Source organism: Novosphingobium sp. HNCC26DJ243 (assembly GCF_057180545.1).
In genome coordinates this window covers 1,046,931-1,068,686 of sequence record NZ_JBXUGN010000001.1, presented here as the reverse complement: position 1 = coordinate 1,068,686, position 21,756 = coordinate 1,046,931, and the positions used below count along the sequence as shown (strand labels likewise).

At 64.8% G+C, this 21,756-nt stretch carries 28 protein-coding genes; 19 read left to right on the top strand and 9 right to left on the bottom strand.

Features of this window, described 5'->3' with window-relative positions; genetic code table 11:
• Positions 1-49: 49 nt before the first annotated feature.
• Together AC2A04_RS05135 and AC2A04_RS05130 are read right to left on the bottom strand one after the other, a co-directional pair.
• Positions 50-1,477, bottom strand: a complete 1,428-nt coding sequence (locus tag AC2A04_RS05135) for an MFS transporter (RefSeq protein WP_484211229.1) — start codon at positions 1,475-1,477, stop codon at positions 50-52.
• Positions 1,474-2,322, bottom strand: a complete 849-nt coding sequence (locus AC2A04_RS05130) for an SDR family NAD(P)-dependent oxidoreductase (RefSeq protein WP_484211228.1) — start codon at positions 2,320-2,322, stop codon at positions 1,474-1,476. Before AC2A04_RS05130 ends, AC2A04_RS05135 begins: the two co-directional genes overlap by 4 nt.
• A gap of 183 nt (positions 2,323-2,505) precedes the next feature.
• On the opposite strand from AC2A04_RS05130, the gene AC2A04_RS05125 reads away from it, so the two are divergent.
• From AC2A04_RS05125 to AC2A04_RS05115, 3 genes are all read left to right on the top strand, one after another.
• On the top strand, positions 2,506-3,666 hold the full coding sequence (locus tag AC2A04_RS05125) for an acyl-CoA dehydrogenase family protein (protein WP_484211688.1): 1,161 nt from the start codon (positions 2,506-2,508) through the stop codon (positions 3,664-3,666).
• A gap of 3 nt (positions 3,667-3,669) precedes the next feature.
• On the top strand, positions 3,670-4,809 hold the full coding sequence (locus tag AC2A04_RS05120) for an acyl-CoA dehydrogenase family protein (protein WP_484211227.1): 1,140 nt from the start codon (positions 3,670-3,672) through the stop codon (positions 4,807-4,809).
• 155 nt (positions 4,810-4,964) lie between these two features.
• Positions 4,965-5,768 carry an SDR family oxidoreductase gene (locus AC2A04_RS05115; RefSeq protein ID WP_484211226.1) on the top strand — a complete coding sequence of 268 codons (804 nt, stop codon included), beginning with the start codon at positions 4,965-4,967 and terminating at the stop codon, positions 5,766-5,768.
• Positions 5,769-5,855: 87 nt separating this feature from the next.
• Here the strand turns inward: AC2A04_RS05115 and gmk are convergent, their stop codons facing one another.
• The 3 genes from gmk to AC2A04_RS05100 are packed head-to-tail and all read right to left on the bottom strand — an operon-like array spanning position 5,856 to position 7,486.
• A complete protein-coding gene (gmk, locus tag AC2A04_RS05110; protein WP_484211225.1) occupies positions 5,856-6,506 on the bottom strand; it encodes a guanylate kinase in 651 nt (216 codons plus the stop codon).
• 52 nt (positions 6,507-6,558) lie between these two features.
• Positions 6,559-6,951 (bottom strand): hypothetical protein, encoded by a 393-nt coding sequence (locus AC2A04_RS05105; RefSeq protein WP_484211224.1) that lies wholly within the window; start codon positions 6,949-6,951, stop codon positions 6,559-6,561.
• Positions 6,952-6,988: 37 nt separating this feature from the next.
• Positions 6,989-7,486 carry an SspB family protein gene (locus AC2A04_RS05100; RefSeq protein ID WP_484211223.1) on the bottom strand — a complete coding sequence of 166 codons (498 nt, stop codon included), beginning with the start codon at positions 7,484-7,486 and terminating at the stop codon, positions 6,989-6,991.
• Between the two features lie 86 nt (positions 7,487-7,572).
• On the opposite strand from AC2A04_RS05100, the gene hisB reads away from it, so the two are divergent.
• From hisB to AC2A04_RS05020, 16 genes are all read left to right on the top strand, one after another.
• Positions 7,573-8,166: an imidazoleglycerol-phosphate dehydratase HisB gene (gene hisB / locus AC2A04_RS05095; RefSeq protein WP_484211222.1), complete on the top strand. Its 594-nt coding sequence runs from the start codon at positions 7,573-7,575 to the stop codon at positions 8,164-8,166.
• Positions 8,129-8,788, top strand: coding sequence for an imidazole glycerol phosphate synthase subunit HisH (hisH, locus tag AC2A04_RS05090; RefSeq protein ID WP_484211221.1), 660 nt, complete (start codon positions 8,129-8,131; stop codon positions 8,786-8,788). The genes hisB and hisH overlap by 38 nt, the downstream gene beginning before the upstream one ends.
• A 68-nt stretch (positions 8,789-8,856) precedes the next feature.
• Complete coding sequence (locus tag AC2A04_RS05085; RefSeq protein WP_484211220.1) at positions 8,857-9,996, top strand: glycoside hydrolase family 130 protein; 1,140 nt, start codon at positions 8,857-8,859, stop codon at positions 9,994-9,996.
• Between the two features lie 22 nt (positions 9,997-10,018).
• Positions 10,019-10,744 carry a 1-(5-phosphoribosyl)-5-[(5-phosphoribosylamino)methylideneamino]imidazole-4-carboxamide isomerase gene (hisA, locus tag AC2A04_RS05080; protein WP_484211219.1) on the top strand — a complete coding sequence of 242 codons (726 nt, stop codon included), beginning with the start codon at positions 10,019-10,021 and terminating at the stop codon, positions 10,742-10,744.
• 123 nt (positions 10,745-10,867) lie between these two features.
• On the top strand, positions 10,868-11,629 hold the full coding sequence (hisF, locus tag AC2A04_RS05075) for an imidazole glycerol phosphate synthase subunit HisF (RefSeq protein WP_484211218.1): 762 nt from the start codon (positions 10,868-10,870) through the stop codon (positions 11,627-11,629).
• A gap of 74 nt (positions 11,630-11,703) precedes the next feature.
• Entirely contained in the window at positions 11,704-11,910 is a 207-nt protein-coding gene (locus tag AC2A04_RS05070; RefSeq protein ID WP_484211217.1) for a hypothetical protein, read from the top strand.
• Between the two features lie 58 nt (positions 11,911-11,968).
• Positions 11,969-12,292 carry a phosphoribosyl-ATP diphosphatase gene (locus tag AC2A04_RS05065; protein ID WP_484211216.1) on the top strand — a complete coding sequence of 108 codons (324 nt, stop codon included), beginning with the start codon at positions 11,969-11,971 and terminating at the stop codon, positions 12,290-12,292.
• Positions 12,293-12,294: 2 nt separating this feature from the next.
• Positions 12,295-12,672, top strand: a complete 378-nt coding sequence (locus AC2A04_RS05060; protein WP_484211215.1) for a histidine triad nucleotide-binding protein — start codon at positions 12,295-12,297, stop codon at positions 12,670-12,672.
• Positions 12,673-12,747: 75 nt separating this feature from the next.
• Positions 12,748-13,212, top strand: coding sequence for a YbgC/FadM family acyl-CoA thioesterase (locus tag AC2A04_RS05055; protein WP_484211214.1), 465 nt, complete (start codon positions 12,748-12,750; stop codon positions 13,210-13,212).
• Complete coding sequence (gene tolQ, locus AC2A04_RS05050) at positions 13,209-13,910, top strand: protein TolQ (RefSeq protein ID WP_484211213.1); 702 nt, start codon at positions 13,209-13,211, stop codon at positions 13,908-13,910. The genes AC2A04_RS05055 and tolQ overlap by 4 nt, the downstream gene beginning before the upstream one ends.
• A 3-nt stretch (positions 13,911-13,913) precedes the next feature.
• Positions 13,914-14,372, top strand: a complete 459-nt coding sequence (locus tag AC2A04_RS05045; protein ID WP_484211212.1) for an ExbD/TolR family protein — start codon at positions 13,914-13,916, stop codon at positions 14,370-14,372.
• A 23-nt stretch (positions 14,373-14,395) separates the two neighbouring features.
• Positions 14,396-15,310, top strand: coding sequence for a hypothetical protein (locus AC2A04_RS05040; protein WP_484211211.1), 915 nt, complete (start codon positions 14,396-14,398; stop codon positions 15,308-15,310).
• Positions 15,307-16,689 carry a Tol-Pal system beta propeller repeat protein TolB gene (gene tolB / locus AC2A04_RS05035; RefSeq protein ID WP_484211210.1) on the top strand — a complete coding sequence of 461 codons (1,383 nt, stop codon included), beginning with the start codon at positions 15,307-15,309 and terminating at the stop codon, positions 16,687-16,689. Before AC2A04_RS05040 ends, tolB begins: the two co-directional genes overlap by 4 nt.
• Positions 16,690-16,789: 100 nt before the next feature.
• Entirely contained in the window at positions 16,790-17,293 is a 504-nt protein-coding gene (gene pal / locus AC2A04_RS05030; RefSeq protein WP_484211209.1) for a peptidoglycan-associated lipoprotein Pal, read from the top strand.
• A gap of 110 nt (positions 17,294-17,403) precedes the next feature.
• Positions 17,404-17,937: a J domain-containing protein gene (locus tag AC2A04_RS05025; RefSeq protein WP_484211208.1), complete on the top strand. Its 534-nt coding sequence runs from the start codon at positions 17,404-17,406 to the stop codon at positions 17,935-17,937.
• Between the two features lies 1 nt (position 17,938).
• On the top strand, positions 17,939-18,826 hold the full coding sequence (locus AC2A04_RS05020; RefSeq protein WP_484211207.1) for a phytanoyl-CoA dioxygenase family protein: 888 nt from the start codon (positions 17,939-17,941) through the stop codon (positions 18,824-18,826).
• On the opposite strand, the gene AC2A04_RS05015 is transcribed toward AC2A04_RS05020, so the two are convergent.
• From AC2A04_RS05015 to AC2A04_RS05000, 4 genes are read right to left on the bottom strand one after another with little or no spacing between them, the layout of a single operon-like run.
• Positions 18,744-19,946 (bottom strand): CCA tRNA nucleotidyltransferase, encoded by a 1,203-nt coding sequence (locus AC2A04_RS05015; protein WP_484211687.1) that lies wholly within the window; start codon positions 19,944-19,946, stop codon positions 18,744-18,746. The genes AC2A04_RS05020 and AC2A04_RS05015 overlap by 83 nt on opposite strands.
• Positions 19,947-19,950: 4 nt before the next feature.
• Complete coding sequence (locus AC2A04_RS05010; RefSeq protein WP_484211206.1) at positions 19,951-20,553, bottom strand: NUDIX hydrolase; 603 nt, start codon at positions 20,551-20,553, stop codon at positions 19,951-19,953.
• Positions 20,550-21,119 (bottom strand): DUF1285 domain-containing protein, encoded by a 570-nt coding sequence (locus AC2A04_RS05005; RefSeq protein ID WP_484211686.1) that lies wholly within the window; start codon positions 21,117-21,119, stop codon positions 20,550-20,552. The genes AC2A04_RS05010 and AC2A04_RS05005 overlap by 4 nt, the downstream gene beginning before the upstream one ends.
• Positions 21,120-21,156: 37 nt before the next feature.
• The gene (locus AC2A04_RS05000; protein WP_484211205.1) at positions 21,157-21,666 is read right to left on the bottom strand and encodes a GNAT family N-acetyltransferase; all 510 of its coding nucleotides are present in this window, start codon (positions 21,664-21,666) and stop codon (positions 21,157-21,159) included.
• Between the last annotated feature and the right edge of the window lie 90 nt (positions 21,667-21,756).

The following is a 21,756-nucleotide window of genomic DNA, read 5'->3' as shown; positions in this document are numbered from 1 at the left end:
TTTCAAGCTAAAATTAAGCGTACGATTAAGCGGGTGTCGTTGATCTGGATCATGGGTGCAGCCCGGCGGCGTCGGGATCGCTTCGGGCGATCTGGTCGAGCCGTGCGACCCGTGCCGCATGGTTGGCGCGATCGATCGGAAAGCGGCGCACGACGAACGCGGTGAGGAGTGCCAGAATCGCAATGCATGCAACATAGGCAAGGCTCAGCCGGTCGGTCACCTCCGGCAGGACCGCCTCGGGCGGCGTGTTGGCTTCGAGGCCTGCATAGCTCAGGAGCATGCCGGTGATGAATATGCCGAGACCGCCAGCGCATTTCGAGGCAAGGAACGCGCCCGCCGACAGCGTGCCTTCCGACCGTCGCCCGGTCTCCTCCTCCGATGCCTCAACCACGTCCGCGACCATCGACCACAGCGTCATCGTGCCGGTAACGGTGAAGGTGTTGGACAGCAGCGTGGCGGCGAACATCGTTACGATGGCAAGGGTGGAGCCGTCAGCCGCCCACAGGCCCATCCAACGCAGGAGCAGCGGTCCTGCCCAGAAGATCATGCCCAGGGGAGCCATTCGCATGACCGTACCCGCCTTGCCCCAGCGCGCCTGAGCCCGGCCCACGATTAGCGACGCGCCGACCACGCTGGCAAACAGGAGGAACGGAAAGGCCTGGAGCGCTGTGGGCGTGAACTTCCAGACGTAGAGATAGAGGTAGTTCGACAGCGCGAAGGTGATGCCCTGCGCGGTAAGGGCCCCGGCAATTCCGGCCATGACAACGAGACAGGCCGGGTGCGAGAAGCTTTCACGGATCTCGCCCAGCGAAGCGAACATACCCTTGTCGGATGCGGGGCGCTCAGGCGGCCATCCCGCCACGGCGCGATGCTGGCCGAAGGCCGAGACGAGCACGCAGGTGACCATCAGGCCTGCGCCGAACAGGCCGAAGTTGCGGTAGCCATCGCGCGCCAGCATGGCATCGGGCAGGAATACGCCATAGGCGAGCAGCAGCATGAGCAGCCCTCCGCCCCAGGCAAAAAGGAAGCGGAAGCGGGTGAGGCGCGTGCGCTCGTCATAATCGCGCGAAATTTCGGCGACGAGCGCGGCGGACGGCACTTCGCACATCGCGACCAGTGCGCGCACGAGGATTGCCGAGCCAAGCAGCATGGCAAAGCTCGGTGTGCCGATCGGCGACCACAGGAATGCCCAGGCAAGCCCCAGCGGGACGGCGGCCAGGTAGAGGAAGGGCAGGCGTCGGCCGAAGCGCGAGCGCGTGCGATCCGAAACATGGCCGACGATCGGATCGATCAATCCGTCGAACAGCAACGCAATCAGGAGGGCAAGGCTGACCAGCCGCGCGTCCATGCCCAGAACCTGATTGTAGAACAGCAGCAGGAACGTGGCGAAGCCGTTGTCCTTGATCCCGTAGGCCACGCTGCCAAGACCGTTTGCGAGCGCCAGTCGTGCCGGCACGCGGCCCTCGATCGGGGTCATTTCGACTGTCCGCCTTGCGCCATCTGCTGAAGCGCGTCGAACAGGCCCGGAATGTTCGGGTCCCAGCTGTGGCGCGGGCCGATGGTGATGCCGCCATCGACGATCAGCGACGTGCCGGTGACAAAGCTTGCGGCATCGCTGGCAAGGAACAGCACGGCCTGGGCGATGTCGTCTGGCTGTCCCCCGCGTGCAACGGGCTGTGCGGCCTGCGACATCGCGGCAATCGCGCCCTTGGCCTGCGCCTCAAGCTCGGCGCTCATGTCGAGCGAACTGGTGAAGATGCTGGTGTTGATGAAGCCCGGCTGGACCGCGTTCACCCTGATCTGGTGCCTGGCAAGATCGGCAGCGGCAGTCTTGGTCAGGTGAAGCACCCCGGCCTTGGCCACGGCATAGGCCGTGGGCGAATAGCCAGGGCCGACGGCGGCCACGCTCGAGGTGTTGATGAACGACGCACCCTTCCGGCCGATCATGTGCGGCACGGCATAGCGAATTCCGAAAGCGACCGAACGCAGCAGCAGGTCCATCGTCCGGTCCCAGCCTTCGGGCTCGATCTCGTCGATGGGCGCGCGATCCCCGCCCGCGCCAGCGTTGTTGAACACGCAGTCTATGCCACCGGTCCCGGCGGCGGCGCGGTCCATCAGCGCCTTGATCTCCTCGGTACGCCTGACGTCGCAGCGTGCGGCGACGATGGCGCCGTTCGATGATCCGGCGAGTTGGTCCAGCCCCTCCTCGTCGATGTCCGCGGCATGGACCGTGGCACCCTCTGCGGCGAAAGCGAGCGTCGTGGCGCGCCCGATGCCCGATGCCGCACCGGTGACGACGACCGTCTTTCCGTTGAATCGCATGGCTCTCTCCCAGGGCCGATCTGTCATTTTACGTTTACGTCAGCTTAGGCGCGAAAGACCCGCCGTCAATGGCCATGCGGTTGACGCTACGGCATGCAGGGCTTGCCTTAAGTCACGGAAATCCGGGCTTGCCAGAGCCTCGCGACTCGCCTTAACCTTGCGATTAAGAGAGGAGCAATGACCATGTCTGACCTGGAGAGTTTCCGCGAGGAAATCCGCGATTGGCTGGCGGCGAACTGCCCGCCGGAAATGCGCGAGCCTGTTCGCGATGAGGGCGATGTCTGCTGGGGCGGTCGCAACTTCCAGTTCAAGAACCCGGCTCAGAAGGCATGGCTCGATGCCTGCGTGGCCAGGGGCTACACCGTGCCCGACTGGCCAGAAGCCTATGGCGGCGCAGGCATGTCTCCGGCGCAAGCCAAGATCTGGCGCGAGGAATGCGCCCGGATCGGCGCGCGTCCGCCGCTGTCGAGCTTCGGCATCTGGATGCTAGGCCCCGCGCTGCTCAAGTTCGGGACCGAGGAGCAGAAGGTCCACTACCTCGGCGAGATCGCGCGTGGCGAAATCCGCTGGTGCCAGGGCTATTCCGAGCCGGGCTCGGGTTCTGACCTCGTGTCCCTGCAGACTTATGGCGAGGATATGGGCGATCACTGGGTCGTCAACGGCCAGAAGATCTGGACCTCCTATGCCGATAAGGCCGACTGGATCTTCTGCCTCGTCCGCACCGACAAGGCGAACAAGTACCAGGGCATCAGCTTCCTGTTGTTCGACATGATGTCGCCCGGTGTCACGACCAAGCCGATCAAGCTCATCAGCGGCAACTCTCCGTTCTGCGAAACCTTCTTCGACAACGTGAAAGTCCCCAAGAACCAGATCGTGGGCGAACTCAACCGTGGCTGGGACGTGGCCAAGTACCTGCTCGGGCACGAGCGCGAGATGATCTCGGGCGCTGGTGGGGGCGAGCGGCTCAATGCCATTGGCGCGGTCGTGGCGCGAAACGGTCTGGAAGACCCGATCCTGCGTGCGGAACTCGCGATGTTCGATGTCGATGCGCTTGCCTTTGCCTGCATGGGCGAGAAGTTCCTCGACGAAGCCAAGGTCGGCAAGGCGCATCCCGCGCAGCCCAACATGATGAAGTATTCGGGCACCGAGCTGAACAAGCGCCGCCACGAACTGCTGATGTCGGCGGGCGGGGCAACCGCGCTCGAATGGGACAGCGAGCGGACCAATGGCGGAACGCCGGCGCGTTCGTGGCTGCGCACGAAGGCCAATTCGATCGAGGGCGGGACCAGTGAGGTCATGCTCAATGTCGTCGCCAAACGCATTCTCGACCTGCCGGGAGCCTGATCGATGCCTCTCTATCATACCGACGACCAGGTAATGCTGGCCGATACCGTCACGGGCTTCATGGCCGACGAAGGCGGTATAAGGCAGCAGCTGCGCCACTATCGCGACATGGGTTGCAAGGACGGCTTCGGCCATGCGCTGTGGAAGCAGTTTGCCGAGATGGGGCTGACGGGCATGCTCGCCGCTGAAGCCGATGGCGGTCTTGCGATGGGCCATGTCGAAGCAGGCATCGTGCTCAGGGAAATCGGCCGCAACCTGACCCCGTCGCCGTTCCTGACCACTTCGGTCATGGGCGTGACGGCGCTGTCAGGCGGATCGGATGACTTGCGCGGGCGCTGGCTTCCGGGCGTTCTGGCGGGCGACAGTGTGCTCGCGGTGGCGGTCGATGAAGGTCCCAGGCACCGGCCCGAGCGGATCGCATGCCGCGCCGAAAAGGCTGGCAACGGCTTTCGGCTTTCGGGCAGCAAGGCGTTCGTGGTGCAGGGCGCATCGGCCGATGCGATCATCGTCGCCGCGCGCACGTCGGGCAGCGACAGCGACGATGACGGCATCACGCTGTTCGCCGTTCCCAAGGACTCTGCGGGAATTTCGCACGAGAACCTGCGGCTGGTCGACAGCGCGATGGCCAGCAACATCCGCTTCGACAATGTCGAACTCGACGGTGATTGCGTGATCGGAGAGGTCGACGGCGGGCGGAGCCTGTTGAACAAGGTGCTGAACGCCGGACGCATCGGCGCGGCGGCGGAGCTTACCGGCGTAGGGCAGGGCGCGTTCGACATCACCACCGCCTATCTCAAGACGCGCAAGCAGTTCGGGAAGCTGATCGGCGAGTTCCAGGCGCTCCAGCACCGCGCCGCCCATCTCTATTCGGAACTCGAGATTGCCGAGGCTGCGGTGATCAAGGCGCAGCAACTGCTGGATGGCGGTTCGGAACGGGCCGAGCTGATGGTCTCGGTTGCCAAGGCCAAGGCCGCGCGCACCTGCAACCTCGCGGTGCGCGAAGGCGTGCAGATGCATGGCGGCGTCGGCATGACCGATGAATACGACATCGGCCTCTACATGAAGCGCGACCGTTCGCTCGCCGAGTTCATGGGCGATCAGTATTACCATGCCGAGCGCGTGGCGCAGTTGAGCGGATATTGACCTGAGGGCGGCTCCCTCAAGCGCCATCCTCCGTCATGCTGAACTTGTTTCAGCATCCATCTTGCAACACGCACCGCCGTGCGATTGGAAAAATGGACCCTGAAACAAGTCCAAGGTGACGAAGCGGAATTGCTTAAGCAGGCAGGAGTATATCAATGGATTTCTCGAAACTTTTCAGCCTGCAAGGCCGCGTTGCCGTGGTTACCGGCGGGTCGCGCGGGATCGGCGAGATGATCGCCGAGGGCTTCATCGCGGCAGGCTGCGCCCGCGTGTACATAACCGCGCGCAAGGCTGCGGTCGTGGAGGAGACAGCCGCAAGGCTGGGGAGCAAGTGCATCGCGCTGCCCGGCGACATCTCGACCGTGGCGGGAATCGAACAACTGGCCGCCGATCTTGCCGAGCGCGAGGAAAGCATCGACATCCTCGTCAACAATGCGGGCGTGGCCTGGGGCGCGGACTTCGAGGACTTTCCCGAGGCGGGCTGGGACAAGGTCATGAACCTCAACGTCAAGACCCCGTTCTTCCTGACTCAGAAGCTCCACGGTCTGCTCAAGGCGGCCGCAGGCGGCGGCAGGCCTGCCAAGGTCATCAACATCGCCTCGATCGATGGTCTGCGGATCAATCCGTGGGAGACCTATAGCTATCAGGCATCAAAAGCCGCAGTCGTTCACCTGACCAAGCGCATGGCCGCGCGTCTGATCCGCGACAACATCGTGGTAAGCTGCATCTGCCCCGGCGCCTTCCCGTCGGAAATGAACAAGGCGGCGGCGCGCAATCCGGAAGCCTCGGCAAGGGGCATCCCGTCGAAGCGGATCGGCACGACCGAGGATATGGCAGGAGGCGCGATCTATCTTGCGAGCCGCGCGGGTGACTATGTGGTCGGCACGCCGCTGCCGATCGACGGCGGCATCGTCAACGCATGGATTCCCGAAAACGCGATCGATCCGAGCGGCCATTGAGGATACCGAACCGATTGCAGGAGGTGGCTAGAGCAGATTGCCGAATATCTGCACCTGCTTCGTGATTCTGGCATACCGCACGTCGCTCTAGCCTCCGCGCATCAGTCCGCGCACGAAATCGATCAAACCGGTCTGGCGAGTGCGCTTCATGCGCTCGGCCGCCAGAATCTCGCGCACCTTTTCGAAGCACGCGTCGACATCGTCGTTGATCACGACGTAGTCATAACCGTCCCAGTGGCTGATTTCGGCTTGGGCGCGGGCCATGCGCGCGGCGATTACTTCGGGAGCGTCGGTGCCTCGCCCGGTCAGGCGGCGGGCCAGTTCGTCGAGGCTCGGCGGCAGGATGAACACGCGCACGACGTCGGCCTGGGCCTTCTGGTGCAACTGCTGCGTGCCCTGCCAGTCGATGTCGAACAATACGTCGCCGCCGGCTTTCAGCCGGTCACGGATATGAGCCTTGGGGGTGCCATAGCAGTTGCCGAAAACGGTCGCCCATTCGTAGAACTCGCCGGCCTCGACCATGCGGTCGAACTCGGCCGCATCCACGAAGAAATAGTCTTTCCCGTCCACTTCGCCAGGCCGCATCGGCCGGGTAGTGACCGAGACCGACATCGCGATCTCAGCATCCTCAGCCAGCAGCTTGCGCGCGATCGTGGTCTTGCCCGCGCCCGAGGGGGAGGACAGGATGAACATCAGGCCCCGGCGGTGCAGGGTGTCGTCGTGGGACTCGTGAACCATGTGCGCTAGTGGCGCATGGGTTCCCGGCGGGTCAAGTGCAGATGATCTCCGATCAGGCCTTCTTGCCGCGCTCGGCCTGCGCATCGAGCGCATCGGCACCCTCGACCTCGGCTTCGCGCGTGCGCCTCCGATCGTAGAGCGTCTTGGCCAGCATTCCGCCACCCACGATGATCGCGCCGGGGACCGACCGTGTGGCGATCCGGGCGATCGCCGTGCCGACCAGCGTCTGCATCATGGTGCGGCCCTTGATGATCCGGCCGGCCTTCTTCGCCCCGACCTTGCTGCCGACAAGACCCTTTTCGACGCCGCGCCGGAGCAGCGCGCCACCGGCACGCAGGGCAACGTCGGCAAGAATCAGGTTGGTCATCGGATTGGGGCTGGGAGCAGGCACCTTGTCGATCGCGCCCTTTGCCGCGTTCATTGCCTTGCTTCGCTTGCCTGCCATGCCCTTGCCTCTTGAATGTTGAGGGCGCTGGGAAGCCCTACTTCTTCTTGCCGAAATCGACGGTAACGACGTTCGAGCCGTCGTCGGCACCTTCAACGGCGGGCTTCTCGGCTTGTTCCGGCGAATCGTTCTCGGCAGGTTCGACGGGTTCGGCCTCGTCGTCGACCACGGCCTGGAACTGCAGGCCGAAGTCCACGGCGGGATCGACAAACGCCGTGATGGCGGAGAACGGGATCACCAGCGTCGACGGAATCTGGTTGAACGAAAGACCGACGCTGAAGTGGTCTTCCTCGACCTTGAGGTCCCAGAACTTGTTCTGGAGGACGATGGTCATCTCGTCAGGGAAGCGTTCGCGCAGGCGCTGGGGGATGTCGACTCCAGGAGCGCCGGTCTTGAACGTGATGTAGAAGTGATGGGTGCCCGGAAGCATGCCGCCGCCTGCGGCCACCTGGCCAAGCACCCGGCCGACAACAGCGCGCAGGGCCTCCTGCACGATTTCGTCGTAGGGGATCAGGCTGTCGGGTGCATCGCTCATGGCGTCACAACTGGCCTCGAGGGGCGCGCGGGTCAAGTGCCCACGGTGATTGATTCTCAAGAAGAGGGGCGTATAGGCCCATTCCCATGCGCACCGGATCGATCACCCGAAAGACCGAGGAAACCGACATTGCCGTGTCGGTCAATCTCGATGGCACTGGCACCTACAAGGTGGAAACCGGGATCGGCTTCCTCGATCACATGATCGAGCAGTTCAGCCGTCACTCGCTGATCGATATCGAATGCCGGGTGAAGGGCGATCTCCACGTCGACCAGCACCACACGACCGAAGACAGCGCGATCGCGCTGGGTCAGGCGATCGCGCAGGCGCTGGGCGACAAGAAGGGCATCACCCGCTACGGCCACACCTATTCGCCGATGGACGAGGCGCTGTGCCGCGTCGCGCTCGACATTTCGGGCCGCCCGGTGCTGGTATGGAAGGCTGCGTTCACGCAGCCGCGCCTTGGCGAGATGGACACCGAGCTGTTCGAACACTGGTTCGCGTCGATCTCGCAGGCAGCCGGGATCACGCTGCACATCGAAAGCCTCTACGGCTCGAACAACCACCACATCGTCGAAGGCATCTACAAGGGCTTTGCGCGCGCCATGCGGCAGGCCATTGCCATCGATCCGCGCAAGGCCGATGCCGTGCCTTCGACCAAGGGCATTCTGGGTGGCTGATAAGCTGGCACTGGTCGATTACGGCGCGGGCAACCTGCGTTCGGTCGCCAATGCGTTGAAGGCAGCGGGCGCCGAGAACGTCGTGGTCACGGCCGATCCCAATGTCGTGCGCACGGCTGAACGGATCGTCCTGCCCGGCGTGGGCGCATTCCGTTCGTGCATCGAATCGCTGTTTGCCGTGCCGGGCCTCGTCGAGGCGATGGAAGAGCGGGTACAGGTTGGCGGAGCACCGTTCCTCGGCATCTGTGTCGGCATGCAGCTTCTGGCCGATCGCGGGATCGAATTCGGCACGACCGAAGGGCTCGGCTGGATCGGCGGCGAGGTTCGCGTGATCGAACCGGCGGACCCTTCGATCAAGGTGCCGCACATGGGCTGGAACGACGTTGCACCCATGCCGCACAGCGGCGGGGCCGAACTGCTCGAACCGGGCGAGGCCTACTTTCTCCACTCCTATCACTTCGTGCCCGAGGATGGGCACGACATCGCCGCGATGAGCGATCACGGCGGCGGGATCGTGGCGGCGGTTGCGCGCGACAACATCCTTGGCGTGCAGTTCCACCCCGAGAAGAGCCAGTCCTATGGGCTTTCGCTGCTTTCGCGCTTCCTTGAATGGAAGCCCTGACGGGGTAGACTGATGGAACGTAAGCGCCGGTGACCGCTTGTCCTCCTGACCAAGGAGGCCGAAGCCCGATGACCACGTTCCCGTTCGACCGACTCGTCTTCACGCCGTTCATGGTCGATCTCGACCGTTCTCCGCTCGCGGGGCATTTCGGCGCGGAGACCTATGTGTTGGGGACGTTCAACCCCGGCATGACCGTCTTGCCCAACGGCAATATCCTGTTGATGGTCCGCATTGCCGAGGCGCTGCGCCACCCGATCAGGGACGGCAAGGTCCACGCCATCCGCTGGCACGATGGCGGCTACGTGCTCGATGGCTGGCCGCTGGAGCTTGCCGATACCGCCGATCCGCGCAAGTTCACGCTGCATGGCGGCGGGTGGAAGGTCATGGCGCTGACCTCGCTGTCGTGGTTGCTGCCGGTCGAGATGTCGCCTGACGGGCTCGATGTGATCGCGGTCCACCATGACAAGGCAATTGCGCCGCAAGGGACCTACCAGTGCTACGGCATCGAGGATGCGCGCATCTCGCGGATGGGCGAGGGTGCCTACCTGATGACGACCTGCTCGGTCAGTCCGGAGCGCCATTCGACCACGCTCTATTCGTCCGAGAACGGTCTGGACTGGCACTTCGAAGGCATCGTGCTCGATCACCAGAACAAGGACATGCTGATTTTCGAGGGGCTCGTCCATGGCGAATACTGGGCCCAGACGCGTCCCTTGGGCGATCTCTACTTTGCCTATCCACCGGGCAGCGAGTGGCGCGCCGGGCCTTCGATCAACCTCGCGATTTCGCCCGATGCGCTGCACTGGCGCCCCTATATCAAGCCCGGTATCCGGCCGCATGCGGGCACTGCTGCCACGGCGCGGATGGGCGGGGGCACGCCACCTATCCTGACCGAACTGAATGGCAGGCGGGGATGGCTGAGCCTGTGGCATGGCGTCGAGCCCAAGGAAATCGTCGGCATCTATCGCACTTACTGGTCGTTGCTGGACGAAGAAGACCCATCGGAGGTGATCGCGGGCAGTCACACGCCGCTGCTCGAACCCGACGCCGACCTGACGCGCCCGCTGGAGGACCTCCTCTACCTGCGCGATGTGGTGTTCACGACAGGCATTGTCGACGCAGGCGAGCGCTTCATCGTCGCTTCGGGCGAGGCCGACCTGGCCTGTCGCCTGACACATGTGCCCAAGGAAGCCTTCCGTTTGGCTTAAACCGCTGCTAGGCGCGCGGGCCATGATCGTCTTTCCCGCCATTGACCTGAAAGCTGGCCAGGTCGTCCGCCTCGCCGAAGGAGATATGGATCGCGCGACCGTTTACGGCGACGATCCCGCGCAGCAGGCCGCGCTGTTTGCCGAGGCCGGATCGCAGTTCCTTCACGTGGTCGATCTTGACGGCTCGTTCGCCGGCCGGGCGGAAAATCGCAGCGCGGTGGAAGGCATTCTCAAGGCATTCGATGGCCATGTCCAGCTTGGCGGCGGCATCCGCACGCGCGAGGCGGTCTCGGGCTGGTTCGATCTTGGCGTGTCGCGCGTGGTCATGGGCACCGCAGCGCTGAAGGACCCGCAGTTCGTCAAGGACATGGCGAAGGAGTTCCCCGGCGGTATCGTCGTTGCGGTTGACGCGCGTGACGGCATGGTCGCCACCGAAGGCTGGGCCGATGTGTCCGACGTCGAAGTGGTAGATCTCGCCCGCCGGTTCGAGGATGCAGGCGTTGCCAGCCTGCTGTTCACCGACATTGGCCGCGACGGCTTGCTCAAGGGCGTGAACATCGAAGCGACCGTGGAACTGGCGCGTCGCGTGGATATACCGGTGATCGCCAGCGGCGGCGTGAAGGGCCTCGACGATATCCGCATGCTCAAGATCCACGAAGTCGATGGCATCGAGGGCGTGATTACCGGCCGCGCGCTGTTCGAAGGGCGTCTTGATCTGGCCGCTGCGATTGCGATGGCTGAGGCCTGAAATCGACAAGTACCGTGCGTGTGCTTCGACAAAGCTCAGCACGAACGGGGTTTTGTGATAGTTTGAAGTTCCGTTCATCCTGAGCTGGTCGAAGGATGCGCACTACCGCCCGGAGCAAGTTTCATGACCGTCCGCGTCCGCGTCATCCCCTGTCTCGACGTTCGCGATGGCCGCGTGGTCAAGGGCGTGAACTTCGTCGACTTGCGCGATGCGGGCGATCCGGTCGAGCAGGCCCGGGCCTATGACAAAGCCGGGGCCGACGAACTGTGCTTCCTCGACATTTCCGCCACGCACGAAGGGCGCGGTACGCTGCTCGACGTCGTCGCGCGCACCGCCGAAGTCTGCTTCATGCCGCTGACCGTCGGCGGCGGCGTCCGCGCGGTCGAGGACGCCCGCGCGCTGCTGCTGGCCGGGGCGGACAAGGTCGCGGTCAATTCCGCCGCCGTTGCCCGGCCCGAACTGGTGCGCGACATTGCCGAAAAGTTCGGCGCGCAATGCGTGGTCGGATCGGTCGATGCGCGGCGCGTATCGCCCGGCAAGTGGGAAATCTTTACCCACGGCGGGCGCAAGGGCACCGGGATCGACGCGCTGGCCCATGCGGTCAAGCTGGCCGAACTGGGCGCGGGGGAGCTGCTGGTCACGTCGATGGACGGCGATGGCACGCAGAAGGGCTATGACCTTGAATTGACCCGCGCAATTGCCGATGCGGTGCCGGTTCCTGTGATCGCCAGTGGCGGTGTCGGCACGCTTGATCACCTTGTGGCAGGCGTGACGCAGGGCCATGCCAGCGCGGTGCTGGCGGCGTCGATCTTCCACTTCGGCACGCACTCGATTGCAGAAGCACACGCAGCGCTTCGCGTCGCCGGTCTTCCGGCGCGTTCATGATCGTCCCGGAATGGGGCATTAGGTAGCCTACATAAGGGGTTATACCGAATCGCGGCGTCTGGCAGGACCGGCCGGTGAACCAAATGAGGTTCTTCGGTAAACAGGTCACCCCACCAGTGCTTCGCGTAGTCCTCAGCCTGATCGCCGCACTTGCGACCGTCGCCCCTGCCTTGGCGCAGTCGGGCGGAATATCCGTACCCGAGCCGACCGATGGCGCGCTGTTCGCCATGGGCATCGTGGGGTTGATCGTCGGCCGACAGGTCGCCAAGCGGCGGAAGTAGTCCGCGCCCGCGGCGGCAGAGCCTTGACCGCCGCGCGCCTCCGCTCCATGCGAGGCCGATGGAACACAGCGATATCCTAGCCCGGCTGGAAGCCACGATTGCGCAGCGCCTGCAGGGCGATCCTTCGGCCAGCTATGTTGCCAAGCTCAATGCCAGGGGCCTTGCCAAGATTGCCCAGAAAGTGGGCGAGGAGGGCACCGAGACGGTCATCGCCGCGCTCGCCGGGAGCACCGAGGAGCTTGTGGGCGAGGCTGCCGATCTCATTTTCCACCTCATGGTCCTGCTCGGCGCAAAGCAGGTGCCGCTGGCCGATGTGCTGGCAGAGCTTCAGCGCCGCGAGGGCACCTCGGGGATTGTCGAAAAAGCCAGCCGGAGCAACTGATCATGGCCGTTGATGCGACCCTGCCCTACGACGACCAGAACGTGTTCGCGAAAATCCTGCGCGGGGAAATCCCCAACCGGACGGTGTACGAGAACGATTACGCGCTCGCCTTTCACGATATCAATCCGCAGGCACCAACGCACGTGCTGGTGATCCCGAAAGGGGCGTACGTCAGCTGGGATGATTTCTCGGCCAAGGCATCCGAAGCGGAGATTGCCGGTTTCGTCCGCGCCGTGGGCAAGGTCGCGCGCGATCTGGGGCTGGTCGCGCCGGGCTACCGGTTGCTCGCCAACACCGGCACAGACAGCCATCAGGAAGTGCCGCACCTGCACGTCCATCTCTTTGCCGGAATGCCGCTCGGCCCGATGCTCATGCGCTGAAACGGCATAAGGTGGGGGCAGGGCGTTAACCACCTCTTGCCCTTCGACTCGTCGCAAGGGTAGGGTTGGCAGCGAATGACCATTCCCCAGCCGACTTCCGGCCGCTTCGACGGCAACGAGCACCTGTTTCCGGTCCGCGTCTACTTCGAGGACACGGACCTGTCGGGTGTGGTCTATCATGCCAACTACTTGCGCTGGTTCGAGCGGGCCCGGTCCGACATGCTACGCGTGCTCGGCATCGACCAGCGCGCCGCGCACGAGGCGGGCGAGGGCGCCTATGCGGTGAGCGCGATGGACTTGCGCTTCCTGCGTCCGGCAAAGCTGGACGATGCCGTGCTCGTCCGCAGCCATGTTTCCGAACTTTCACCCGCCTCGTGCCGGATCGTGCAGCGTGCGTTCAGGGATGACACGCTCCTGTGCGAGGCCTCGGTTCGCGTGGCGTTCGTCGCTCCATCGGGCCGTCCGCGCCGCCAGCCGGCGGCATGGGTTGCCGCATTCCAGACCGTTGTTTCGCAAGCTGAAGGACTACCATCCGCATGACGTTCGAGTTGCTTGGCCAGGGCGTTTCCTTTGCGCCGACATCGCTCAACCCGGTGCAGCTGTTCCTCGATGCCGACTATGTCGTGCAGGCAGTGATGGCGGGACTGGTGCTGGCGAGCGTGTGGACCTGGATGATCATCATCGGCTTTTCGTTGCGGATGGGCGGACTCCAGCGCAATTGCGACAAGTACGAGCGCGAATTCTGGGAGGCGCGCGACATCGACCAGTTCCAGAAGGACAACAAGGGGCGCGACCTGCCCTCGGCAAGGGTGGTCAACGCCGCGCTTGCCGAATGGCGGCGCTCGACTTCGGGCAAGGCGATCGACCGCGAAGGAACGCGCCAGCGCTTGACCACGGCGCTCGATGGCGCGGTGGTGACCGAGACCGACGCGCTGGCAAGCCGGCTGAATTTCCTTGCCACGGTCGGCTCTGTTGCGCCCTTCGTCGGCCTGTTCGGCACCGTCTGGGGCATCATGGACAGCTTCTTCAACATCGGTGCGCAGCAGAATTCGTCGCTCGCCGTCGTCGCACCCGGCATTTCGGAAGCGCTGTTCGCGACCGCCATCGGCCTGTTCGCGGCGATTCCGGCGGTCATCGCCTACAACCGCTTCTCGCACCGCGTGAACCGCTTCGAGACGCGGCTCTACCGCTTTGCCGATCGCTTCCACGCCTCGCTGAGCCGCGAACTGGAGGCCTGAGTCATGGCGATGTCTCTTGGCGGTGGCGGTGGCGGTGGTGGTGGCCGCAGGCGTCGGGGCCGGGGCGGCCGCGCGGCGATGAGCGAGATCAACGTGACGCCGCTGGTAGACGTCATGCTCGTGCTGCTGATCATCTTCATGGTGACCGCGCCGATGCTGGCAGCAGGCGTGCCGGTCGATCTGCCCGACAGCAAGGCCGATCCGCTCGACCAGCAGCAGGACCAGATCACCGTCAGCATCGATGCGCAGGGGACCGTGTTCCTCGATGACGAACAGCTTGCGCCGGGCGAACTCACCGACCGTCTGGCGGGGCTCGACAAGGGGCCCAAGCCGCCGCTCGTCACCTTGCGCGCCGATCGCGTGCTCGACTGGGGCCGGGTGGCAGCGGTGATGGGCGAGCTTAACGCTGCGGGTCTCAAATCGATCTCGCTGGTCACCAACAGTTCAGCCGCACCGCAATAGGCCCGGACGCGATGCGAGATCCCATGGCAGGAGGCCTCACGAAGCAGGAAGGCGCAGGGCTGGTCATTGCGGCCGCTGCCCACGCGGCCCTGCTCGTCGCCCTCTCGCTTTCGCCGCCGGGAAAAACGGTCAAGCCGCCGCCTGAACGGATGGAGGTGACTTTCTCCGACGAGATCGCCGACCAGTCAACTTCGCCCGATCCGATGGCGCAGGCAGCACCCGATGTCGCGCCGCAGCTGGGTGAGCCGCAGCCCGAGCCCGAACCGGTGATCGAGCCTGCGCCGCCCCAGCCTGCCCCACCCCAGCCCGCACCACCGAGGCCGGCACCACCCAAGCCGGTACCGCCAAGGCCTGCGCCAAGGCCTGCCCCGGCGCCAAAGCCTGCGCCGCCCCGTCCAGCGCCTCCGAAGCCCGCACCCCCGAAGCCCGCGCCGGCCAAGCCGTCTCCGGCCAAGGTCGCGCCCGCCAAGCCTGCTCCGGCAAAGCCTGCCGACACGAGTCCGCGCCGCCGTCCTGACGCGCCGTCGGGTGGCAGTCGGATCGGAACCGACTTTCTCAAGGGCATTCCCGGCACAACCAAGCCTGGCACTGCCAAGACACCGGCCGCGGCGGTCGTCGGGCCAGAGGTCAAGGCATCGCTCGCCAGTGCCATCGCGCGCCAGATCAAGGCGCACTGGACCGGTCCGCAAGGCGTCGATGTCGATAAGCTGGTGACCGTGCTGGCGTGGGAGTTGAACGCGGACGGCAGTCTTGCCGGTAGGCCCCGTCTCGTCAGCCAGACGGGCGTCACGCCTTCCAACGAGGCACAGGCCAAGCGGCACGTCGAACTGGCCATTCGCGCGGTCCAACTCGCGGCCCCGTTCGACCTGCCAGACGAATATTACGGCAACTGGAAGCGCATTTCGGCGTTCCGGTTCGACAAGAGGCTGTCCCAATGAAACTTCGTGATCTGATCCTGGCCGGCACCCTGCTGACCGTTCCGGCGATGGTTGGGGCGCAGCAGGCGGCGCTGCCTTCCTCGTCGGCCCCTCAGGCTGCGCCCGAAGAGGAGGGCCTGACAGGCTCGGTCACCGACGAAAGCGAATGGCAGGACCTCGGCATCGCCATCCCCGCATTCCCCACCAACGAGAGCGTGTCCACTGCTGCCGAGGGCGGCAATACCGAAGCGCTCGGGCGCAACGTTGCGCGCGTGGTGTTCAACGATTTGCGCAACAACGGGCTGTTCAAGCCGGTCGGCCCGGACGCGTTGCCGGCCATCGATTTCCCGCAAGTTGCCGCGCCTGCCTTCGATGGCTGGCGCGGGCGCTCGGCAGAGATGCTGGTGCAGGGTTTCGTCAAGGCCAATGGCGATGGCAGGCTTACCGTGGGCTGCTATCTCTATGACGTTGCGCTTGGCAGCGAGCTCGCGCGCCAGGGGTATGTCGTTAAGCCCGAGGAATGGCGCCGCGCCGCGCACAAGTGCGCCGACATGGTCTATTCGCGTCTCTCCGGTGAAAGCCCGTTCTTCGACAGCAAGATCGCCTATATCGCCGAGACCGGCCCCAAGGATCGCCGCCGCAAGCAGCTGGCGATCATGGATTCCGATGGCGCCAACCATCGCTTCATCACCAACGGGCAGGCCACCGCGTTGACCCCGCGCTATTCGCCCGACTACAGCCAGATCGTCTACCTGAGCTATCTCAACGGCGCGCCGCGCATCTACATCTACAATATCGGCACCGGACAGCAGAAGCTGGTCACGTCGAGCACCAATCCCACCTTCGCGCCGCGCTGGTCGCCCGATGGCAAGTGGATTCTCTATTCGATGGCGATTGCCGGGAACACCGACATCTACCGGGTTTCGGTCAACGGCGGCCCCTCGACGCGTCTGACCGATTCGCCGGGGCTCGATGTCGGTGGGTCCTATTCACCCGACGGGAGCAAGATCGTGTTCGAGAGCGATCGCTCGGGCGGTCAGCAGATATATGTGATGAACTCCGATGGCTCGAACCAGAAGCGCATCAGTTTCTTCGGGGGCCGCGCCGCCACGCCAGAGTGGAGCCCGCGCGGTGACCAGATCGCCTTCACCAACATCGCAGGCAATTTCCGCATCGCGGTGACCTCGCCCTCGGGCGGAGATATGCGTTTCCTGACAGACAGTTGGCAGGATGAAGCGCCGACATGGTCGCCCAATGGTCGCATCGTCCAGTTCTTCCGGACCGAGCGCGGCAGCGGCAAGACCGGTATCTGGCAAGTCGATCTCACCGGGCGCAACGAACGGAAACTGAACACGCCCGTCGATGGTTCTGATCCTGCCTGGGGCCCGGTTCTCCCCTGAATCTGCAAAGCCGCAAAGGTGAATTGAGTCACTTGTCATTGTGCGGTGCAAACATCACCATGCGTTGTCCCTCTTCGTCCCCATCCGAAAGGAGCCCCTTATGTCCCGTCCGCTGATGATCGCCGGTCTGGCCGCCGTCACCCTGAGTCTTGGCGCCTGCGCATCCAAGCCCAAGACCCTGCCGCCCGAGCCGGGCACCACGCAGACCACGCCGCAGCCGATGCAACCGACCGGCCCTGTCCCCGGCAGCCAGGCCGATTTCATCGCCTCGGTCATGTCGGACACGGTCAATTTCGATACCGACCGCTACAACATCGATGCCGCCGACCAAGGCGTCCTGCAGAGCCAGGCCCAGTGGCTGGCACGCTATCCGTCCAAGTCGATCACCATCGAAGGCCACTGCGACGAGCGCGGCACCCGCGATTACAACATCGCGCTGGGTGAGCGCCGCGCCAATGCCGCCAAGAACTATCTCGTCAGCCTCGGGATCGATCCGGGCCGGGTGACAACCGTAAGCTATGGCAAGGAACGCCCGCTCGCCATCGGCTCCGACGAGGATTCGTGGGCGCGCAACCGTCGCGCGGTGACCGTCACCGTCAACTGATCCGAATGGCTCGATCTGAAGGCCCGGGCGGGGTCCGTCCGGGCCTTTGCATTGGACGGGCCGCCTTCCCATCTTGACCTTTCCTGCAATGTGCGGCTTTGACGAGACCTATGGCGCGACACGGGCGATCTTCTGACTGGGGCTTTCCTCGCTGGCGCGGCTACGAAGGCGCGCGCGAGGCTGCGCCGGTGCGCCTGTGCGATCGCGCAGGCTGCGACGAAAAGGGCGATTGCCCCGCACCCAAATCGCCCAACAACCCGGATCGCTGGTATTTCTGCCCACGCCACGCGGCCGAATACAATCAGGGCTGGAACTACTTCGAAGGCCTCGACAAGGAAGAGGCCGAGCAGCGCGAAGCCGAGGAACGCGGCGAAGCTGCCGGTTTCCGCCAGTCTGCCTGGGCCGAGTGGGGTGGCTCGGGCGACGGGACGCGGAGCCGTGACGAACTGCGCGCGCTCGAAGTGCTCGGACTCGATCCCGATGCCGATTTCGATGCGGTGAAGAAGGCATGGCGGACCAAGGCCAAGGAGGTCCACCCCGATGTGAGGCCCGGCGACAAAGCCGCCGCAGAGCAGTTCCAGAAGCTTCAGGTTTCGTACGAAGTGCTGCGCGCCGCCGAGGATCGGCGTGAATGGAAGGGATGAGATGAGCGATCCAATCGCGCATTACGGCTCGGAAGCTGCAGTGGAGGCGGCCGAGGCGCTCTTGCGTGATGGTGTGGTCGGGCTGGAGCGGCTGTGGCCTGCCTCGCAAATCGATGATTTGCGCCAGAGCTTGCGCAAGGTCCTGCCCGGAGCGTTCGACATGGAGGCTCCCCGTCCGGAGGATGTCTGGATCGTGGGCACGCGCCGATTAAACGGATTGGTTCCGATCGCCGGAGCTATGCGTGATTGTGTCGATCTGCTGCAGCATCCGGCCTTGCTCACGCTGCTCGATCAAGTCCTTGGCGAAAGCTGGGTTTATGAATCCTTCGGTATAATCACGTCGTTTCCGGGGGCGACATTGCAGCAATTGCACTCGGACAATCCGAACCTTTACGCAGACACCCCGTTTGCGGGCAAACTTCCGCCATTCGCGTTGACGATTTCGATACCGCTGGTCGATGTCAACGAGCACAACGGATCGACCGAGTTTCTCTTGGGATCGCATCACTTGGCCGAAGCGCCGCCAACTGGCGATGGCGCCGTCACGCGCGAGGTTGCGCGCGGCGACTGCATGATCTGGAATTATCTTGTTCGGCATCGCGGGCAAGCCAACAGCAGCGACGCGCCACGACCGATGCTTTACGCAACTGCCTGTCGATCGTTCTGGCAGGATTCGTCCAACTTTGTTCCCGATGCGCGCAAGCTGGTGCTCGGGCGTGATGCTCTGGCGCGGGTTTCGGAAGACAGACTGCGCCATTTCGTCAGGGCGAAGCCGATGCCCGGTGCCCGCACGGCTGTGAAGACCCTCAATCGCCTTGTGCGCTGGTATGCGCCAGGACTTCATCGAGCAGTGCGGAGACTCGCGCGGCGTCCGGAAAACCCTCTGTGATCCAGAGCTCTTCGACTTGACGCAGCGTTCGAGCGACCATCGGTCCAGCCGTGATACCGCGCGCCACGATCTCGCCACCTTTAAGGGGAAAGACCGGTACCGTCCAGCCAGCCAGCGGCCGGATACCGGCACCTGCCAACAGCAGCCGATCGCGCGCCTCCTCGATGCCGATGCGATAGGCGAGGCCCCGGGGATCGCGTGGCAGCTCGTCGCGCCCAGCGGCCGATGCCAGACGCTTGCGCTGTGCAAGCGACAGACGAAGCCGCGCCGCGACCAGTTCGGCCACGGCAGGATCAGCAGGAAGAAGCGCGGCCAGCCTGCGCACCGCTGTGCCCTCGACGGCTTCGGCCAGCTCGACTCTTTCAAGCGCGGCCAATTGGCGTAGGCCGGCTTCGCCCGCCTCGGGCAGGACTTGTGCCAGAACGCCAAGCTCCGCCATGCGCTGCACAGTGGATGCAGGCGAAGGCAGGCCTAGCAGGTTCATCAGTTCCCAGCCCACGCGTTCGCGCGAGAGGCCTTTCATGCCGGGCGCCAGTTCGGAAACAGCACTCTCGGCCTCGGCATCGGCCGGGATCGACCCGAACCGCGCCTGAAAGCGGAAGTAGCGCAGAATGCGCAAGTAGTCTTCGCGAATGCGTTCGCGCGCATCGCCGATGAAGCGCACGTGGCGCGCGGCAAGGTCGGACAGGCCATCGTGATAGTCGAACAGCGCAAGGCTGCGCGGGTCGGCATAGAGCGCGTTGATCGTGAAATCGCGCCGTGCGGCATCGTCGCGCCAGTTGGTCGAGAAAGCGACCGTGGCGTGTCGGCCATCGGTCGAAACGTCGCGGCGCAGGGTGGTTATCTCGACCGTCCCGCTGCCGAGTACGGCGGTCACTGTGCCATGCGCGATTCCGGTAGGTACGGCCTTGATGCCCGCGGCACCGAGGCGGCGCATTGTTTCCTCGGGCACGAGCGTCGTCGCCATGTCGATATCCTTGGGCGCGGTCCCGAGGATCGTGTCGCGCACCACGCCGCCAACCCAGCGGCAATTGCCTTCGGCCTGCGGGTCGAGCGCGGCGACTAGCGCGGCGAGATCCTCGCGCGCGGTCCATTCTGCTGCGGGCAGGCGCTCAATCATGCGTTCAGTCATGCCAGGCGATCCGCTTCGACAGGTTGGATATGATCGCGGCCGTCACACCCCAGATGCGATGCTGGTTCCACATGATCTCGATATAGCGGCCCGTGCGACCGTTCCAGTCGGCAGATTTCCATTCATGCCGCCCGCTGTCCAGCACGAAGCCGAGCGGGGGCTCGAACCAGTCCGCGACTTCGGCGGGGTTAGGCACGAGCGCAAGGTCGGGCGGGATCATCGCGAGGACGGGCGTGATGTCGTAGCCTGTGCCGGTCCGGAAGCGGTCGGTTTCGCCGATTACGGTCACGTCTTCGGGACGGAGCCCGAGTTCTTCGTGCGCCTCGCGCAGCGCGGCTTCGCGCGGGGTCTCGCCGGGATCAATCTTGCCGCCCGGAAACGCCGCCTGTCCCGGGTGCGCGCGCATGTGCGAGGGGCGATGAATCAGCAGCACGCCGGGGCCATCAGGGTGATCGCCACGGTCGGTCACCGCGATCAGCACGGCGGCGGGGCGCAGGGGATCGTCGGGAAGCGGGCGCCAGTCCTCGTAAAGGTCGCGGGCGGGCTCGCGGTGGCCCAACTCGTAAAGCCGGGTGAGTCGGTCGAGCAGGCTCATGCCGGCGGCACCAGCGCGAAGCGCAGGCCCATGCTTTCCACCGCGAGCTCGTCGCCGCCCCGCGCGATCGCATGGTCGATCAGTTGGCCATAAGTGCTGCGGTTGAGGCGGGCTTCCGTGCCGTGGCGGACGGAGATGTAGAACGACGGAACGTCGACAGTGCCGCCAACGCGCAGGACGTGTTCGGGCCCGCAGACCACCAGATCATCGGTATTGAGACGAAAGGCGAGGGCGGGGCGGCCTTCGTCGTCGCTCATCGCCAGCATGTCGGTGGCGATGAACGCTGCGTCCTCCACCGCGATCGACAGGCGTTCGAACGGTGTGACCAGCCAGTGCTGACCGGCGTCATCGCGCATCAGCAGCGAAGAGAAGGCCCTGACCATCGCAGGCCGACGAATTTCGCCGCCCTGATGATACCAGCGGCCGTCGGCTGCGATGCGCATCTCGCTGTCGCCGGTCGACTGCGGGCTCCACTGGTCGAGCGGCGGCAGCTTTCGTGCGGCAACCTGGCTCGCCAGTTCGGCAAGGCTCAGGGATGCGAGTTCGGGGGGCGGGCAATATGGCATCGGCATCTCGTTTCACTTGGGCCGATGCCAGATCAGGTCAGCGCCGCCAAGGGCCCAACGTGCCCTCTTGCGGCAGGACGGCGGGATTGGCGGTGCGGCAGAGCAGGCGATGCTGCTCGAACGGGCCGGGAAGCTGCCACTGCCCCGTCTGCGCATTGGAAAAGCCGAAGAACCTCCCGTAATATTCGGGATCGCCGATCAGCACTTGTGGAAGTGGCGCGCGGGGGTCGATCGCGGTGAGTGCCGCGGTCATCAGCGCTTTGCCGAAGCCGTGGCCCTGCAGATGCGGCAGGACCGCCACGGGCCCGACCATGATCATCGGGTGGCAGCGCCCCTGCGGGTCGGTCAGGCCCACCGGCCAGCACTGGATCGTGCCCGCCAGCATGTCGTCATCGTCGAGCGCTGCGAACGACAGGTTACCGAGCGCCTCTGTCCCCTCGCGCACCTTGTAGGCGGTTCGCTGATGCCGTTCCGGTTCGAACGCCTGATCGAGCACCTGCTCGACCAGCGCGGCATCGACGTCGGCAATCGGGATGATCTTGGACAAAAGCCGGTTCCTTCAAGCGCGTCGGTTTCATCGCGCGCGGGCAAGACGGGAAGGGAAGAGCGGCGCCGATAGCCGCCAAGGCCCGTGGCT